At 31.9% G+C, this 17284-nt stretch carries 18 protein-coding genes; 17 read left to right on the forward strand and 1 reads right to left on the reverse strand.

Annotated features, from left to right (window positions below):
- The 17 genes from U9R23_04050 to U9R23_04130 all read left to right on the forward strand — a co-directional run.
- A partial coding sequence (locus U9R23_04050; GenBank protein ID MEA3475601.1) for a T9SS type A sorting domain-containing protein occupies positions 1-1891 on the forward strand: 1891 nt, incomplete at its 5' end.
- 66 nt (positions 1892-1957) lie between these two features.
- Positions 1958-4171, forward strand: a complete 2214-nt coding sequence (locus tag U9R23_04055) for a choice-of-anchor Q domain-containing protein (GenBank protein MEA3475602.1) — start codon at positions 1958-1960, stop codon at positions 4169-4171.
- Positions 4172-4209: 38 nt separating this feature from the next.
- Positions 4210-4641 (forward strand): SoxR reducing system RseC family protein, encoded by a 432-nt coding sequence (locus tag U9R23_04060; GenBank protein ID MEA3475603.1) that lies wholly within the window; start codon positions 4210-4212, stop codon positions 4639-4641.
- Positions 4642-4774: 133 nt separating this feature from the next.
- The gene (gene folB / locus U9R23_04065) at positions 4775-5131 is read left to right on the forward strand and encodes a dihydroneopterin aldolase (GenBank protein ID MEA3475604.1); all 357 of its coding nucleotides are present in this window, start codon (positions 4775-4777) and stop codon (positions 5129-5131) included.
- Positions 5132-5194: 63 nt separating this feature from the next.
- Positions 5195-5662, forward strand: a complete 468-nt coding sequence (gene folK, locus U9R23_04070) for a 2-amino-4-hydroxy-6-hydroxymethyldihydropteridine diphosphokinase (GenBank protein ID MEA3475605.1) — start codon at positions 5195-5197, stop codon at positions 5660-5662.
- A 151-nt stretch (positions 5663-5813) separates the two neighbouring features.
- Positions 5814-6047, forward strand: a complete 234-nt coding sequence (locus U9R23_04075) for an addiction module protein (GenBank protein ID MEA3475606.1) — start codon at positions 5814-5816, stop codon at positions 6045-6047.
- On the forward strand, positions 6047-6310 hold the full coding sequence (locus tag U9R23_04080; protein ID MEA3475607.1) for a type II toxin-antitoxin system RelE/ParE family toxin: 264 nt from the start codon (positions 6047-6049) through the stop codon (positions 6308-6310). Before U9R23_04075 ends, U9R23_04080 begins: the two co-directional genes overlap by 1 nt.
- Positions 6311-6412: 102 nt before the next feature.
- Complete coding sequence (locus U9R23_04085) at positions 6413-7477, forward strand: hypothetical protein (GenBank protein MEA3475608.1); 1065 nt, start codon at positions 6413-6415, stop codon at positions 7475-7477.
- 65 nt (positions 7478-7542) lie between these two features.
- The gene (locus U9R23_04090; GenBank protein MEA3475609.1) at positions 7543-9252 is read left to right on the forward strand and encodes a tetratricopeptide repeat protein; all 1710 of its coding nucleotides are present in this window, start codon (positions 7543-7545) and stop codon (positions 9250-9252) included.
- Between the two features lie 211 nt (positions 9253-9463).
- Positions 9464-9589: a hypothetical protein gene (locus tag U9R23_04095; GenBank protein ID MEA3475610.1), complete on the forward strand. Its 126-nt coding sequence runs from the start codon at positions 9464-9466 to the stop codon at positions 9587-9589.
- Between the two features lie 8 nt (positions 9590-9597).
- On the forward strand, positions 9598-10344 hold the full coding sequence (locus U9R23_04100) for a sugar phosphate nucleotidyltransferase (GenBank protein MEA3475611.1): 747 nt from the start codon (positions 9598-9600) through the stop codon (positions 10342-10344).
- Complete coding sequence (locus U9R23_04105) at positions 10345-10833, forward strand: HIT domain-containing protein (GenBank protein MEA3475612.1); 489 nt, start codon at positions 10345-10347, stop codon at positions 10831-10833.
- 51 nt (positions 10834-10884) lie between these two features.
- Positions 10885-11253, forward strand: a complete 369-nt coding sequence (locus U9R23_04110) for a LytR C-terminal domain-containing protein (GenBank protein MEA3475613.1) — start codon at positions 10885-10887, stop codon at positions 11251-11253.
- A 3-nt stretch (positions 11254-11256) separates the two neighbouring features.
- Positions 11257-11625, forward strand: coding sequence for a ribosome silencing factor (gene rsfS, locus U9R23_04115; GenBank protein ID MEA3475614.1), 369 nt, complete (start codon positions 11257-11259; stop codon positions 11623-11625).
- 264 nt (positions 11626-11889) lie between these two features.
- A complete protein-coding gene (locus U9R23_04120; GenBank protein MEA3475615.1) occupies positions 11890-12324 on the forward strand; it encodes a four helix bundle protein in 435 nt (144 codons plus the stop codon).
- Between the two features lie 158 nt (positions 12325-12482).
- A complete protein-coding gene (gene argS, locus U9R23_04125) occupies positions 12483-14138 on the forward strand; it encodes an arginine--tRNA ligase (GenBank protein MEA3475616.1) in 1656 nt (551 codons plus the stop codon).
- A 568-nt stretch (positions 14139-14706) separates the two neighbouring features.
- Positions 14707-15420, forward strand: a complete 714-nt coding sequence (locus U9R23_04130; GenBank protein MEA3475617.1) for an NAD-dependent deacylase — start codon at positions 14707-14709, stop codon at positions 15418-15420.
- Positions 15421-15567: 147 nt separating this feature from the next.
- Here the strand turns inward: U9R23_04130 and U9R23_04135 are convergent, their stop codons facing one another.
- Positions 15568-16857 (reverse strand): ABC transporter substrate-binding protein, encoded by a 1290-nt coding sequence (locus U9R23_04135; GenBank protein ID MEA3475618.1) that lies wholly within the window; start codon positions 16855-16857, stop codon positions 15568-15570.
- Positions 16858-17284: the final 427 nt, after the last annotated feature.

Raw genomic sequence — 17284 nt, forward strand, 5'->3', positions numbered from 1 at the left:
TCCTGGAACTTATTACGAAAATGTAAATTTTAATGGGAAAAATATTACACTTACCAGTCTGTTCCTTACAACTCAAGATTATTCCTACATTGACTCAACTATAATTAATGGCAATCAAGATGGTAGTGTTATAAGATTTTCTCTTGGAGAAGATACCACAGCTATTTTGTGTGGATTTACCATTACTAATGGATATGCTGAAAGAGGTGGAGGTCTCTACTGCAGTAGTTCGAATCCAAGTTTAAACAATCTTATCATTATTGGAAATACTGCTAGTTCTGGTGCTGGGATTTACTGTAGTGGTTCAAGTCCGAGTTTAAATAATGTGACCATCAGTAATAATATTGCGAACGATTCTGGTGGAGGAATAAATATTTGTGAATCCAGTCCAAATTTAGTTAATTGTATCTTATGGAACAATACTCCTCAAGAAATTTATTTAGATACATACAGTTCTGTTACAGTAACTTATTCAGATATTCAAGTAGGATGGGATGGTGATGGCAACATATCTGATAACCCATGCTTTGCAGATACTGCCAGTGGCGACTACTCATTAACCTGGAATGATTCTGTCCGCAGTGCCTGTATAGACACAGGGGACCCAGAGACCGAATGGGATGAAGATAATACCCTACCTGATATGGGCGCTATCCCTGCAACAACCCACAATTATGATTACAGAACCCTCTATGAAGACTGGAACTGGTTCTCATTTCCTGTTCGGGATACAGTAACAATAGGAAATGTGGATGCCTTAGAAATACTGGATCCAATACTGGATAATATGGAAGAAGTTATCGGGCTAAATGAAGTTAACCAATTCGTAAGGATTTATTGGAACCCTGATAGTATGGCATGGGAAAATGAAATAGGAGATTTTCGGAGTGTAGATGGTTATAAGATAGAGATGAATGCACCTGACACTTTGCCAATTTCAGGTTTTCTTGAAGACCCTGATGCAGTAATAACAATGGAAGCAGAGGCAGAATATGGAAATTGGATTGGCTATTTTATTGAGCATAGTATGAAACCTCAGGATGCTTTTTCACAGGTATGGGATAAGCTTACTTATATTAAGGCACAAAATTGGACTATTCTATTTGATAAACAACAACAAGCTCAACCACCGGCTGTTTGTCCTACTGTTGACTATGGAAAATCTTATGTAGTGGGTGTATCAGAGGATTGCAGTTTTACCTGGGGGCTTCCTTTAGCACCTGCTGAACCTTACGAGAAACCAGAAACAGTAGTATTTGGTTATCAGGAAAACTCAGACTATATGCCGATATTTGTTGATAGTACGGAAGCTGTTACCGGTATAGATGAGATAGGTGTGTTCCTTGGAGATGAATGCGTTGGAGCCAGTGTAGTGGAAGGGTATCCAGTATTTATCCCCGCATACATAGAAGAAGATTCTACAGGAAATAAAGACTTTAATGAACTAACTTTTCAAATAGCAACTTATGGTAAAGGTGGAAAAAGAAGCATCCCTGCTTTTGTGTATAATGAAATGAAAGATGCTTTTGTAAAAGAGCCAATCATTCTTGATAATAAAAGCTATGCTATTGTAAGATTAGGCACAGGAGCAGGAATTGAATTCCCGAAAGAATTTACCCTCTATCAGAACTATCCGAATCCGATAACAAATTCTATTACTATCTCTTTTATTCCATCCCCAGGAGTTGAGAAGTCAGAGATTAAAATATATAACATCAAAGGTCAGCTTGTAAGAACTCTTACACTAATGACCAATGACAAATGTCCAATGACTAAAGTAGTATGGGATGGAAAAGATGATAATGGAAAGCGGTTAGGAAATGGGATTTACTTCTATAAGTTAATTTCTGGTGATAAATCAGCAATTAAGAAGATGGTATTGATGCATTAAAACAAAAAAACACACGGGTAGGTGCAGGTTGAACTTGCACCTACCCCTAAACATTGGAAACAAATTATGAAAAAAATAATAATTTTATCAGTCCTTTTCCAGATTTTATCGGGATTATTCTTTCCATTTTCTGTGCTTCTTTCCGATACAATTATCGTAGATACAAATGGAGGTGGCAATTATTTAACTATACAAGAAGGCATAACTGCAGCAACAGACGGTGATACAGTTTTAGTGTATCCCGGAACCTATTACGAAAACATAAATTACAATGGGAAAAATATCACAGTTGCAAGTAAATATATTACTACACAAAACAATTCTTATATTGATTCAACAATAATTGATGGTAATCAGAATGGAAGTGTGGTTACTTTTGAAAGTGGAGAAGATAGCACTGCTGTTTTATACGGCTTTACTGTTCAGAATGGAAGTGGGACATATTATTCTCATAATTACCACGGCGGTGGCATATTATGTAAAAATGCTAATCCTACAATCAATAATTGTATTATAGGAAACAACTCTGCTGAACAGGGAGGTGGTATAAGCTGCGTTTCGTCTAATATTCACTTAACGGGTGTCACAATTAAAAATAATAATGCTGAATATGGTGGTGGTGGAATACTTTTCTGGAATAATTCTAATGCAAGTTTTGATGTTGAGGAACGATGTAATATTTTCTTAAATTATGGCTCAAATAGTTGCGATCTACGTTCAAACAATTGTAACATAATAGATATTATAGTTGATACATTTACAGTAATGGAACCTGATAATTATTTTGCTTATCCTATTGAATATTTTAATTTTGATATATTAAATTATAAAGTTGAACCAGTTAATCAAGATTTATATGTAAGTCCAGATGGAGATGATAGTAACAGTGGTTTAATACCATTAGAACCACTGAAAACCATTTCTTATGCTTTAACCAAAATTGCTTCTGATAGCACCCGCCCTAATACAATTAATTTATCAGCTGGTATTTATTCTCCTTCCTTAACAGGAGAGATATTTCCTCTTAATTGTAGAAGTTATGTTTCAATAATAGGAGATGATGAAGAGAATACAATACTTGATGGAAATAGTTTGTCCTGTATTATGGCATGTGTTTTTGGAGATATCCATTTTTCCATTGAAAATTTGACTATTCAGAATGGTAACGCTTATATTGGTGGTGGTATAAGATGTAGTATAAATTCCAGTCCGACTATAAAAAATATAACCATAAGAAATAATTCTGCCTTAAGTGGCGGGGGAATTTTTTGTAATAACTGCAACCCTATTTTTGAGAATGTAACAATTATTGATAATTTCGCTGAAGGATCTGATGGTGGAATTTGGTGTAGGGAAAGTAATGCTATTTTCATAAATTGCATTATTAGAAATAATTTTGTTCAAGAAGCATCAGCTGGGGGTATTTCGTTACTTCAAAATAGCAATGCAATACTTATAAATGCAGAGATAAATGGAAATAATGCTAATGATCCTTTGTTGGGCCATGGTGGTGGCATTTTAATCTCAGCAAGTTCTAATTCTGAACTAATAAATAAAACTATTTGTAATAATTCTGCCAATTTGGGTGGTGGTATATATTGTTCAAAAGGGTTAAATATTACTAATTCTATTTTCTATAATAATTCTCCCGAACAAATATATGCAACTTCTACGAATATAGATACAATAGAAGTATCCTATTCTAATTTCCAGGATGGTGAAGATGGCATTCAATTAGGTGGAAATATGCAAATTAACTGGCTGGAAGGCAACATGGATTCTATTCCACAATTTGTGGGAGGAGACCCATTTAGTTATCGGTTAACAGAAGGTTCTCCCTGCATAGACGCTGGCAATCCAGATACTACTGGCCTAAATTTACCACCTTATGATTTAGCTGGTAATCCAAGAATATACAACGATACAATAGATATGGGAGCGTATGAATGGCAAGGAAATGGCGCAGTTGACCCAGAAGATGAATTTTACAAAGATTTATATCTTTTCCAGAATAAGCCCAATCCTTTTAGTTCATCTACAACAATTACATTCATTTCTGCAGATTACGAGAGAATAAAGGATTATAAATTGTCAATATACAATGCACGAGGACAACTTATAAAAACTTATGATGGCAAGAGAGATAATTTCTGGGTAAAAACAGATATAGTCTGGGATGGGACTGATGAGAAGGGAAAGAAAGTTCCGAGTGGAGTGTATTTTTATAAGTTAAGTTATGGCAAAAACTCAGTAACCAAGAGGATGGTTTTGGTTCGATAGATTATACATTTCAATATTGAGAGATTTTTAGAAATTATATGAATCTGAATGAAAACCCCACCAATGATACAGGAATTGTTGTAAATATTCAAGATGATTTTGCCTTTGTTGAAGTAGAAAAAGGGGAGATTTGTAATACCTGTAAATTGAGATCTCTCTGCTTCCATAAAGGAGATGAAATAACAACATTTAAAATTAAAAACATTCTTAATGCCAAAAAGGGTGATAAAGTCTCTTTTGTGATAGAGCCAAAAATTCGTATCCTGAGTTCATTTCTCATTTATATTATACCAATAATTTTATTAATCTCAAGTTATTGTATAAGTAAATATTGCCTTCATCTTTCAGAGAATTTGTCCATTCTTATAGCAATAGTATCTGTTGCTTTATGTTTCTTCATTTTGAAATTTATAGACAGAATTTTTATTAGAAAAGATTTCATTAACCCCAAAATGGTAAAGAAGATTTAATAAGTAGGCAGTGGCAGTTGGCAGTAGCAGTTGGAAGTTGGCACTTAAAAGCGATTATAAATAAGTTGTGAAAGAAAAAAATAATCTTTGAATTCTTTAATTTCATTTTGTTGAAAAAACGAGGAGAGTTAAAATGAAAATAACACTTAAAAATATGATATTTTATGGATATCACGGCTTGCACGAACATGAACGCACATTGGGACAGAGGTTCTCTGTGGATATCACTGCAATTACAGACCCCAGCCTTGATGCACATATCAAAAAACTGAATGATACAGTTGATTACACTGCTATCTTTGATGTTGTTAAAAATGAAGTTGAGAATTATAAATACCATCTTTTGGAAAAATTAGCCAATAAGATTCTGGACAGCATTCTTGCACGGTTTCCACTGGTGCAGAAGTGCCAAATTAAAATCAGGAAGATTGCTGTTCCTATCAATGGCACTTTAGATTATGTTGAACTGGAAATGGAAAGGGAAAGATGATGCGTGGAGCGGAGAGCAGAGAGCGTAGAGCGTAGAGCGTAATAGAGGTTTTGCGGTTTTAGAATGAAATATAATGTTGTATTTATCGGAATAGGGTCAAATTTAGGGAATAGAGAAGGGAATATTAAAAAGGCGATTCTGAAAATAAGTGAATTACCTCAAACTTCAATTGTTACTACTTCTTCTATTATTAATACAAAGCCAATAGGAAAAGCAGGCCAGCCTGACTTTTTAAACTGTGTTATCAAGATTGAGACAAATTTTAATGCGCAGAAACTCCTAACACAATTGAAAAAGATTGAAAGTGATATGGGACGTATTCGTGGAGAGAAGTGGGGACCTCGTATAATTGATTTAGATATTCTGTTTTTTAATGATGAGATTATTAATACAAAAAATTTGCAAATTCCGCATCCTGAAATTTTGAAAAGAAAATTTATTTTAACTTCTTTGAAAGAAATAGCTCCAGAATTTGTACATCCGATAGAAAAGAAAACCATAGAAGATTTGTATACTGAATATTTATTATGAATGAGGATAATGGTTGAATCAGTTGAATTACTCAAATGGTTTAACCAGTTCAACCGATTTACCCAGTTTAACCAATTTAACTAGCCGAAATAATGCTTGACATAAATACGCATAAAAATACACATTGTAACAAAAAGAATGGTGGAATAAAATGATTGAAAAACATACAAGATTAAATATAACTTTGCCTAATTCCATTGTTAATGAATTATTTAAGGTTGCAGAGGAATTAAACGACAAAAGAAGCAGAATAATTGCACGAGCTTTGGAACTATATTTTGATGAGCTTGATGGACAGATTGCTGATAAGAGATGGAAGGAATACAAAGAAGGGAAAACAAAGGCAATACCAGCCGATGAAGTATATAAAGACTTGGATATCTAATGCTCAAAATTGAATATTTGCCAGATGCTAAAAAAGATTTGGAAAAGATAGATAAACTATGGCAAAGGAAAATCAAAAACAGTCTTCAAATACTTACTGAAAATCCAGCACTTTTAAAAAATAAAATTAAGAAACTAAAAGGGAAATATAAGGACTACTTTAGGTTGAGAGTTGGTAATTATAGAGTGATTTTTAGGATAGAAAAAAGGAAATTAGTTATTTTAGTTGTGAGAATTGCACACAGGAAAGAAATATACAAATGAAAATATTTAATAGTTTGAATAGAATCCCGATACATTCATCAATGTTGAATTACTTAGAGAATGTCGGGATATTTCTTCTGTGAATAGATTAGAGAACTTAATATGGGACCAACTATTTTATTAGATAAATCTACTCTTCAATCCTTATCTTGGAAAGAATTATCTTTTTTGTATAGATACTATTACTTAAATATTCCCCCAGTTTTGATTATTGAAATTCTTGGGGATTTAAAGAAGTTTTCTGATGATAAAATCCGTGGAGAATCTGAAGTTAAAAAAATTGCAAATAAACTTTCCTCAATAGGAGACAAACAAATAAATGCACATTATAGCAAAATTGCTATAAACTCTTTATTAGGATATCCTATTAAAATGAAAGGGATACCAATTTCTCATAAAACCCCTTTTATATCCAGAAATGGTGCTATGTTATTAGAGGAATCTCCAGAAGAAAAAGCACTAAAAAGATGGCAAATTGGAGAGTTTATTGGAACTGAACAGATTCTTGCTAAAAGATGGAGAGAAACAACAAGAGGGTATGATTTAGACCTATTTAAGAAAAACCTTAAAAAAATTCATAAAAAAACGAGAAAGGTAAACTCATATGATGACTTAAATATTTTAGTTGAAGAACTTTTGGATATACCTTTTAACCAAAAATACTATATTAGATGGACAATTCAGAATTTGGATCTTATAGGTGGACTTGAAAAAAAAGTATTAGAGAGATGGGAGAAAAACAATTATAGAACGTTTAAAAATTTTGCTCCTTATGCTTATTATTTTTTTAAAGTAGATTTTGCATTTCAACTTGGTTTATTAAATAATAATCTCATTGGAACAAAGTCAACGAATAGAGTAGATCTTGAATATTTGTACTACTTACCCTTTACTGAAGTATTTTCTTCTGGTGACAAGTTTTTAATTGAATTTTCTAAAATTTTTCTTAATAAAAACCAATATTTTATAACTCGAGATGATTTAAAGAAAGACCTAAAAAGTATTTATGAATATTTTAATGAAAATCCTGAAAAGGATAATAGTTATCCACCCGAGAATAAAAATTCTTTTACATATCAGATTTGGCAAAAATACAGACCTACTCAACCATCCTCAATAAGTGAATGGATAGAAAGTATAAAGAAGCAAAGAGAAAATAAAACTTAATTTTAAGTATTTATAAGGAAAATTACAAAAAAGGAATTATACTAATATTAAGAAAGGATTTAACTATGAAAACCATAAAAATAAAAAGAATCTCAATATTACTAATTTTGGTTTTATTAATAAGTTTTTCGCAACTATTATCACAAACTAATGAAACAGAAGCAGAAAAATATTTTAATCTTGGGGAAGATTATTATGAGCAAGGTTTAATAGATAAAGCGATAGAATGCTATCAGAAGGTAGTTGAGATTAATCCTGATGATGCATACGCATACTACAATATGGGATATGCTTATGGTGATAAAGGCAACTATAATAAAGCAATAGAATGCTTTCAGAAGGCAGTTGAGATTAATCCTGATTTTGCAGTCGCATACAACAGCATGGGAATGGCTTATGGTGTAAAAGGCAACTACGATAAAGCGATAGAATGCTATCAGAAGGTAGTTGAGATTAATCCTGATGATGCAAAAGCGCATTTTAATCTTGGTGATCAGTATTTTAATAAGACCTTATATGACGAAGCTATAAAAGAATATGAGATTGCACTTAATTATACTCAAGATGATTTAGATAAGGCCGTTTTATATGAGAGACTTGGACATTTATATCATCATCCTAAAGAGAATTATGATAAATCAATTGAATACTTCAAGAAAGCCCTAAACATCCAGCCAGAAGACGAAATAATTTACGTTAATATGGGAACAGTTTACGCTGATAAAGGTGACTATAGCAAAGCAATAGAATACTATCAGAAGGCAATTGAGATTGATCCTGATGATGCAAGCGCATACTACAACATGGGAAATGCTTATGATAAAATGGGCAATTATGATAAAGCAATAGCCTTCTATCAGAAAGCGATAGAAATCAATCCTGATGATGCATACGCATACAACAATATGGGACTTGTTTATTATTATAAAGGCTGGAAGACATCAGCAGCAGATTATTTATATCAAGCAGGTTTAATATATTTAAAACAAAACAATAGACAACGAGTTCTTCGACAAATCGATGTTATGAAAGACCTTGTTCCTGATTCACCACTAATTCATTTGTTAACAGAAAAATTATATTCCCAAGATATTGAACCAACTCCCCAAGATGAAGATATTACATACTCTGGCAGTGGTTTTATCATACATAATGATGGTTTTATTGTTACCAATTATCATATAATAGAAGGTATGGAAAATATTGATATTTATTTTCCGATAAAAGATAAACAATACAAAGCAAAGGTTTTTATCAAAGATATTAACAATGATATTGCTTTGTTAAAGATTGATGATCCAAGATTTACAAAAGAGGTTACAAATATTCCTTTTGGATTAGGAAATTCTTCTGATATAAAAGTGGGACAGGAAGTTTATACAATTGGTTTTCCAATGGGAGACATATTAGGTAAATCCGCTAAACTATCAACTGGAGTAGTAAATTCAGTTATGGGAATATTAGATGACCCGACTTTAATTCAAATAAGCAATCCTATTCAGCCAGGCAATAGCGGTGGTGCTCTTTTTAATAGTAATGGTGATGTAATTGGTATTGTAATAGCTTCTTTAAATGCCAAATATTTCTATGAGAATACAGATATTATTCCACAGAATGTTAATTTTGCCATTAAAGTTGATTATCTAAAAAATCTTATCTCAATGTTACCTGATGGAGAGGAGATTTTAAATAGAAAAAGCCAGATAAGTAATTTGCCTTTAGAAACTCAATTTGAGAAGATAAAACCATTTGTAGTTAATATTAAAGCATATTAAATATTTCTTTATTTCAATTTATTAAAAAATGAAACGGAATAAATTTTAAATTGATTTATTTTACACACCCCGCTTCCGATAAATCGGAACCACCCCTCTTTTTAGAGGGGATTTCATTAATTCTCCTCTTGAGAGGAGTCCCCGATTTATCGGGGGAGGTATGTTAACTTTAAAAGGAAAAATTTATTTTCTCACATAGGATAAAATTTATATGCAAACCATCAAAAATAAATTCATCGCAGTTGAAGTGGTCAATGATACAAACAACATAAATTTTGCAAAGTCCTTTAAACAATTTGACAAACTTCTAAATGAGATAAGAAAAGTGTCTCCATAATCAGGATTATGCAAAAAGAGACTTCAATAATTATTTTAGCTGCAGGAAAGGGAGTTCGCATGAAATCTGAACTTCCTAAGGTTGCATTCAAATTGGGTGGAATTTCACTTATTGAAAGAGTTGTTAGTACAGTTAAGCAACTTTCTTTTTCAAAAATTGTTGTAGTTGTCGGATATAAGAAAGCAATTGTAAAAAAGTGTCTTGCTGATTATGATAATATTATATTTGCTGACCAAGAAATTCAGAATGGTACTGGTCATGCAGTTATGGTAACTGAGAATTATTTTTCTAAATATGATGGAAATATTATAATAATTCCTGGAGATGTTCCATTGCTAAGTTTAGAAACTTTAGTAGAACTTAAAAATTTGCATAATTCTGAAAATGCTTCTGCTACTGTGTTAACGGCAGTTTTAGATAATCCTACTGACTATGGAAGAATTGTAAGAGATAATAATGGATTTGTAGAAAGAATTGTTGAATATAAAGATGCTAATGAAGAGGAAAGAAAAATTCGTGAAATCAATTCAGGAGTTTTCTGCTTTAAAGGTAGAAGTCTCTTTTCCGCTCTTTCACAGATTGACAATAATAATGCACAAAGGGAATTATATCTAACTGATACTTTAGAAATTCTAAGAAAAGATGGCAATAAGATTGCCGCAATGAAAGTTAAAGATTCAATGGAAGTTTTTGGTATTAATTCTCGCAAGCAACTTGATTATTTAGAAGATTATATTCAGGGAAAGAAGCCATAAATGGAAAACTTATATTCTCCCTGGCGGATTGATTATATTTTGCAGAAAAAAAGTGACAAATGCATCCTTTGCGAAAAGCCAAAGGCAAATGATGACAAGAATCTTTTGATACTTAAGCGAGGCGAATGCACTTATATCATAATGAATTTATATCCTTATAACAATGCACATCTGATGATTGTTCCTTATCGGCATATATCAAAACTTTCAGAATTAAGGGACAAAGAACTTCTTGAGATGTCAAAGATGATGCAACTATCAGAGAAAGTATTAAGTAAAGTTTATCGTCCTGATGGATTCAATATAGGTATGAATTTGGGAGAAGTTGCTGGTGCTGGCGTTGCAGACCATATTCATATTCATATTGTCCCACGATGGATAGGCGATACTAATTTTATATCAACAATAGGAAAAATTAGAGTAATGCCAGAACGAATGGAAGATACTTATAAAAAATTGAAATATGAGTTTAACAAAGAAGAAATATAGAATGTTTAAACATCTAAAACTCTTTCTGATTTTTTTTTTATTGTCATTATAGTGTATTTATGCATTACCATTTTTAGTTCCCTGGAAATTTCTAAAAATGATAAAGTAGAGACCTCAATTGAAAAATACGATATTTCTATCCAAGTTTTAAATGGTTGTGGAATGACCGGATTAGCCCGTGAAGTACGGAATAAACTTATTGATAAAGGTCTTAATGTGTTATCATTTGGGAATGCTGATAAATTTTGTTTTATAAGAACTGTTCTTATTATTCGCAGTATTAATCCACAGAAATTGGAAACTATTAAAAAAATTTTACCAATTAAAAATATCTATCGCCAGATTAAAGAAGATTCATTATATGATTTTATTATAATTGTTGGTAAAGATTATAAAGAGTATTTTGGTGAGCTGAAATAGATAATGGAAAAATATTCAACTAAGAATAAGTTAGATATAATCATTCAGTTAGCAAAAGAAAAAAAGGCAGAGGATTTAATCTCTTTGAATGTTGAAAATGTTAGTAGTTTGACAGATAGAATTATTATTTGTAGTGGGGATAGAACAATGCATACTCGTGCTATTGGAAAATATATTATTGAGGAAACCAAAAAAATGGATATGAAAATGCATCATCAGGAAGGAATACAAAACGGAACATGGATACTACTTGACTTTGGTGATGTTGTTATGCATATTTTTGATAGAAGTGCTCGGGAGTTTTATAAATTAGATGAACTTTGGAAAGAGTTGGCTAAAAAAGTTGAGCATAATTTATCTGAATACACATAGCTCAGTATACTGCAATCAATCCGTCTGGGCGCCTGTCTGGGCTTGGCCTAGCCAAGACTGGCCGAGACTGATAAAATTTCGCATTATCTTTAAAAAGCAGGATAAAATTTGAAAAAGGATAAAATATCAAAATTCAATTCACAAAATCTTTACCCTGTTAGATTTTTATTATTGTAATAATTGTAATTGTTGAAAGGAACGGAGATGATAAAAATAAATAAACTATATTATTTGATAATTATCTAACGGGGCAGGTAATTTAAAATGACTCAAAAATCAAATTTACCCTGTGAAATAACGGACAAGAAAAGTGGTAAGGAGATGAACAAACAAAATATTTCACAGGGTGAAAAACATATTTACGATTTAGAAGAGCGTACTTATAAATTTTCTAAAAGAGTTAGAATCTTTGTTAAAAAATTACCGAGAACGATAGCGAACATTGAAGATGGGAAACAACTAATTAAAGCATCGGGTTCTGTTGGAGCCAATTATATAGAAGCTAATGAGTCATTAAGTAAAAAAGATTTTGTCTTTAGGATAAAAATTTGTAGAAAAGAAGCAAAAGAGAGTGCATATTTTTTAAGGCTAATAAAAGAAACCAATCCAAAAGAACTTGAGAATGAAGCATTAGCTCTTTACAATGAAGCGATAGAGTTAAAGAAAATTTTTTCATCAATTATAGGAAAATCAAAATAATTGTTTTTTTATTAGAATTTTAGTGATTGATATTTATTTGTTATTTGGTGTTTGCTATTTGGTATTTAATTTATCAGTAAATTTTGATGTTCTACAAAATATTTGCCAAAAAACAAAGATTTTATTTGTAATACTATAAAATTATACAAGAGGATAAGATGTTAATTGATATAATAAAAGCAAAAATTCGTGAAAGTATTAAATCACAGAATTTGAAACCACCTTCAAAATCAAAGATTAATGTTGAATATCCCAAATACAAAAAATTTGGTGATTATGCGACAAATATTGCTTTAAGTTTATCTAAAAGATGCAAAGAGGAACCGATGGCATTGGCTAAGAAGTTAGCCACATTTTTAAACTCAGACCCGTTATTCAAAGAGGTTTATGCTGAAAAGCCTGGTTTTATAAATTTCCGTATCTCACATAAATTTTTAAGGCAAAGCCTTAAAGATATAATTCAGCAAAAAGAGAAATTTGGTTCAACCCGACAAAAGAGAAAGAAAAAAGTTCTTCTTGAATTTGTAAGTGCGAATCCAACAGGACCTCTTAATGTTGTGAATGCACGTGCTGGTGCATTGGGCGATTCACTTGCAAATATATTTTCCTTTCTGGGTTATTATGTTGAAAAGGAGTATTATATAAATGATACGGGTAATCAAGTTGAACTGTTGGTTGAATCCATTGAATGTGAACTCAACAAATTAGACAATATTGAGGTTGAAGAATTAGAAGATGGGTATAAAGGTGAGTATATAGTTAATATTGCAAAAAATATTTTAGAGAGGGAAGGAACTATTTTTTTTAATTTACCCAAAAAAGAAAGATATGATAAGATTGAAAAATATGCTGTTAGTAGTATATTGGCAAACCAGAAGAAAACTCTTGAATCTTTTAAAGTGTATTTTGATAATTGGATATCTGAAAGCGAATTAAGACAAAAGGGATGTGTTGAAGATATCCTAACTTATCTTTCTGAAACAGGAAATATCTTTGATAAAGATGGTGCTGTATGGCTTTGTAGTAGTAAATTTGGTGATGTAAAAGATCGCGTTATAATGCGAACCGATGGCACAGTTACATATCTTGTGCCTGACCTTGCATATCATATTACAAAGTATAAACGAGGATTTGATAAGATAATTGATATATTAGGACCCGACCACCATGGCCATATTTCAAAACTAAAAGCAGGTATTACTATTTTAGGATATAAAGCAAGCACACTTTCATTCATTCTGTTACAACAAGTCAATTTACTTATTGATAATAAGAAGATAAAAATGTCCAAGCGTGAAGGAAATATAATAACTTTGCGTCAATTAATATCCAAAGTAGGGACTGATGCCGCTCGTTTTTTCTTTCTTATGCGAAAATTTAATACACCTTTAGATTTTGATATTGAATTAGCTAAGAAAAAATCTTCTGAAAATCCTGTTTTCTATGTTCAATATGCTCATGCAAGAATCTGTAGCATTGAGAGTGTATCACGAGCTAAAAGAATCCAAATGAGCAGATTTAATCAAGAATATCTTAAACGGCTTAACCATGATATTGAATTGGATATTATAAGACATTTGATAAAGTTTCCTGAATTAATTGTTCATATCGGAGCAACTTATGATATTAATCTTTTGACAACCTATTTAATAGAATTAGCATCACTTTTTCATAGTTTCTATCAAAAATTTAGGGTTATTAATACTAGGTACAGAGAGCTAACTTTAGCCCGCTTATATCTTTGTAAGGCAACGAAAATTGTTTTAGAGAATGGATTAAACTTGCTTGGAATATCTGCACCCCCAAAGATGTAAATTTAAGTGTGAAGTGTGAAGTGCGAAGTGTGAAGGTTACAATTCAATATATCTGCGGTTCTAATGGATAATAAAGAATTTTCAAAATGGCTGGAAAATAGAACCAAAAAGTTTGCAACACAGATAATCAAACTTGTTTCTCAACTTCCTTTAACTCCTGAAAGTAAAATAATCCGATATTAACTAACGAAATGTGGAACCTCTATTGGAGCGAATTACTTGCCCCGTTAGATAAATATACTTCTCTATGTTATGTAAAAATGTTAAGCAAAATATGAAGGATAGAAATGTTTTATTTATTATGACCATAAAAAATTATCTAACGGGGTAAAAGGCAAATCGTGCAGTAAGTAAATCTGACTTCAAACATAAGATTTCAATTTGTGAAAAAGAAGCAAGTGAAGCACAGTATTGGCTGGAAATTATAATTGAGACTGGCTTCTTGCCATCGCAACGAGTTCAACCTTATCATAAGGAGTGCAGTGAATTATTGGCTATTTTTACATCAATCGGTAAAAGCACCAAAAAATAACCTGCACCTTCCACTTCCCACTTTAGGCACTTTATTATGAGATTCACAAAAACAAATAAAATTGTCGTCCTAACTGGTGCTGGCGTTAGTGCTGAATCTGGACTGAAAACCTTTCGTGATAGTGATGGTTTATGGGAAAATTATAGAGTAGAGGATGTTGCAACATCTGAAGCTTTTAATAACAATCCAGAATTAGTATGGGAATTCTATAAACAGCGATATGAACAGCTAAAAACTGCAAAGCCTAATCCAGCACATTTTGCATTGAAAAAGTTAGAAGATCTCACTGGAGATAATTTTTCGTTGATAACTCAAAATATTGACGGATTGCATACACAGGCAGGTAACAGAAATGTGATTGAAATGCATGGAAGCATTGGCAGATGCTTTTGTGTAAAATGCAATAATGATTATTCAATTTCAGAAATTAATCTGGATGAATTAATTCCTTCATGCCCAGAATGTAAAGGAATGTTGCGACCTGATGTCGTTTGGTTCGGAGAACTTCCTTATCATCTTGACAGGATAAATGACTTAATAAAAGAAGCTGATTACTTTATCATTATTGGGACAAGTGGTATGGTTTATCCTGCAGCAGGATTTTTGCAAGTGGCAAAATACTATAAGGCCATAACAATTGGCATAAATCGTGAAAAGCCAGCTAATTTTCAGTTTATAGACAGATTCTATCAAGGTAAAGCTGGAGAGTTATTGCCCAAACTGGTTGATGAATGGATGGAAGAAGGGTAGAAATTATAAATATCAAATTTCTAATTTCAAATAAAAAAGAAAGTAAAAAATGAAATTACTAATACCAGATAATTTTTGTATCTCCTATTGGTGATTTATAATTTCATACTTTATTTTTTTTGGTTTTCTGCTATCATATTTGCTTCATTATCTGAAAGATTTCCTCATTTGATTAGCGACATTATCTAAAGCTTCTTTAGCTGTAAGTTGATTTCTCAAAACCTTTTCAATTACCCTTTCTTCAAGAAGTTTTCTTATATCAAACCAGAGTTCAATTTGTGGTTCAACTTTTGCATAATCAAGTTGATGATAGATACCTTCCAACCCAGGATATTGGTCAAATCTTTCTTGTACCTTTTTATTTTGAAGTACACTTTTTCTTACTGGCATATAGAAGGTCATCAGTGACCATTTTGCTGTTTGCTCAGGATTTGTAAACCATTTAATAAATTCCCAACAAGCTTTCTGTTTTTTTTCATCATCAGTATCTTTATCATTTTTGAAGATTACAATATTTGTTCCGCTAATAAGATTGTGCTTTGTTCGGTTATAAGGAACTGGTGTCATGCCAAGATTGAATGGTATACCGCCTTTTCTCAAATATACCATTGATACACTTGAGCCTTCTACCATTGCAACTTTGCTTGCGAGAAAGTCGTTTTGTCCATCATATCCTGTTGATAAATATGCAACTTTATATTTGTTAAGAAGGTTACAGAGATAATTTAATGCTTCAACCCCTTCTTTGCTATTGAATAATGGTTCTGTGTTATCTTCATTCATTATTTCACCACCAGCTTGAAGAAGAAGGTTCTCAAATTGCCAGGCATCAGTAGCAAAGGTTGTTCCCCATTGGTCAGTCCTTCCATCTCCATTTTTATCTTGTGTAAGTTTTTTGCAAACCGAGATGAATTCCTCCCATGTTTTTGGAGGAGAATTTACATCCAATTCATTTTGATAAAACATATCTTTGTTATAATACATAACGCGAACACTTTTATTAAATGGGAATGACCAGATAGTATCATTTATAGTACTGCTTTTGATAAATACAGGATAGAAGTCCGATAATTCCTTTTTTGGAAGTCCGTTTTTACCATTGATGAATTTTTCTATTGGAACGATTGCATCACCCTCAATAAATTTGGCTATCCAGGATTCATAAGCTTGAGCCATATCTGGTTGGGTATTTGAAACTATTGCAGCCATTAATTTTTGTGATAACGCCTGGTATCTGCCCATTGAGACGCCATTGACTTTAATATTAGGATGTGTTTCATTAAATTCCTCAATCATTGAGCTAAGCGCATCACCTAAAGGACCACCCATTGCATGCCAGAATTCTACAACAGTTTGGTCTGTTACAACTTCTTTTTTGGAACAAGCTCCAAGAATCACGATAAATAGTACAATTAAAATAATTTTATATCCTCTCATTTTTGCTCCTATAGAATTTTTTTCAAATACAAAATTACTGATATGATAGTCAAGAAAATTGATAAAAAAAATATTATTCTAATTCAATGTTTTTTGTAAAGTAAAAATAAATAAGTGCGTAGTTCAGTTGGTTAGAATTCCCAATGTAATCGGGAAGATTGCGAGTTCAAGTTTAATAACATTTTTCATCATAAGATATTTTGATATATTCAGCAGTAAAATACTTGACATAACAATCTGATTCTATAATAAAAACTAAAATTACGGGGGCGTAGTTCAGTTGGTTAGAACGTCCCGATGTAATCGGGAAGGTTGCGAGTTTTCAATCAGATAGAGTGATGTAATATATTAGTAAGTAAGATTAAATCTTTATAGATTTTATTAAGATATGAAAGCGGGGGCGTAGTTCAGCTGGTTAGAACGTCCC

Source organism: Candidatus Cloacimonadota bacterium (assembly GCA_034722995.1).
Taxonomy (GTDB): Bacteria; Cloacimonadota; Cloacimonadia; order JGIOTU-2; family JGIOTU-2; genus JAGMCF01.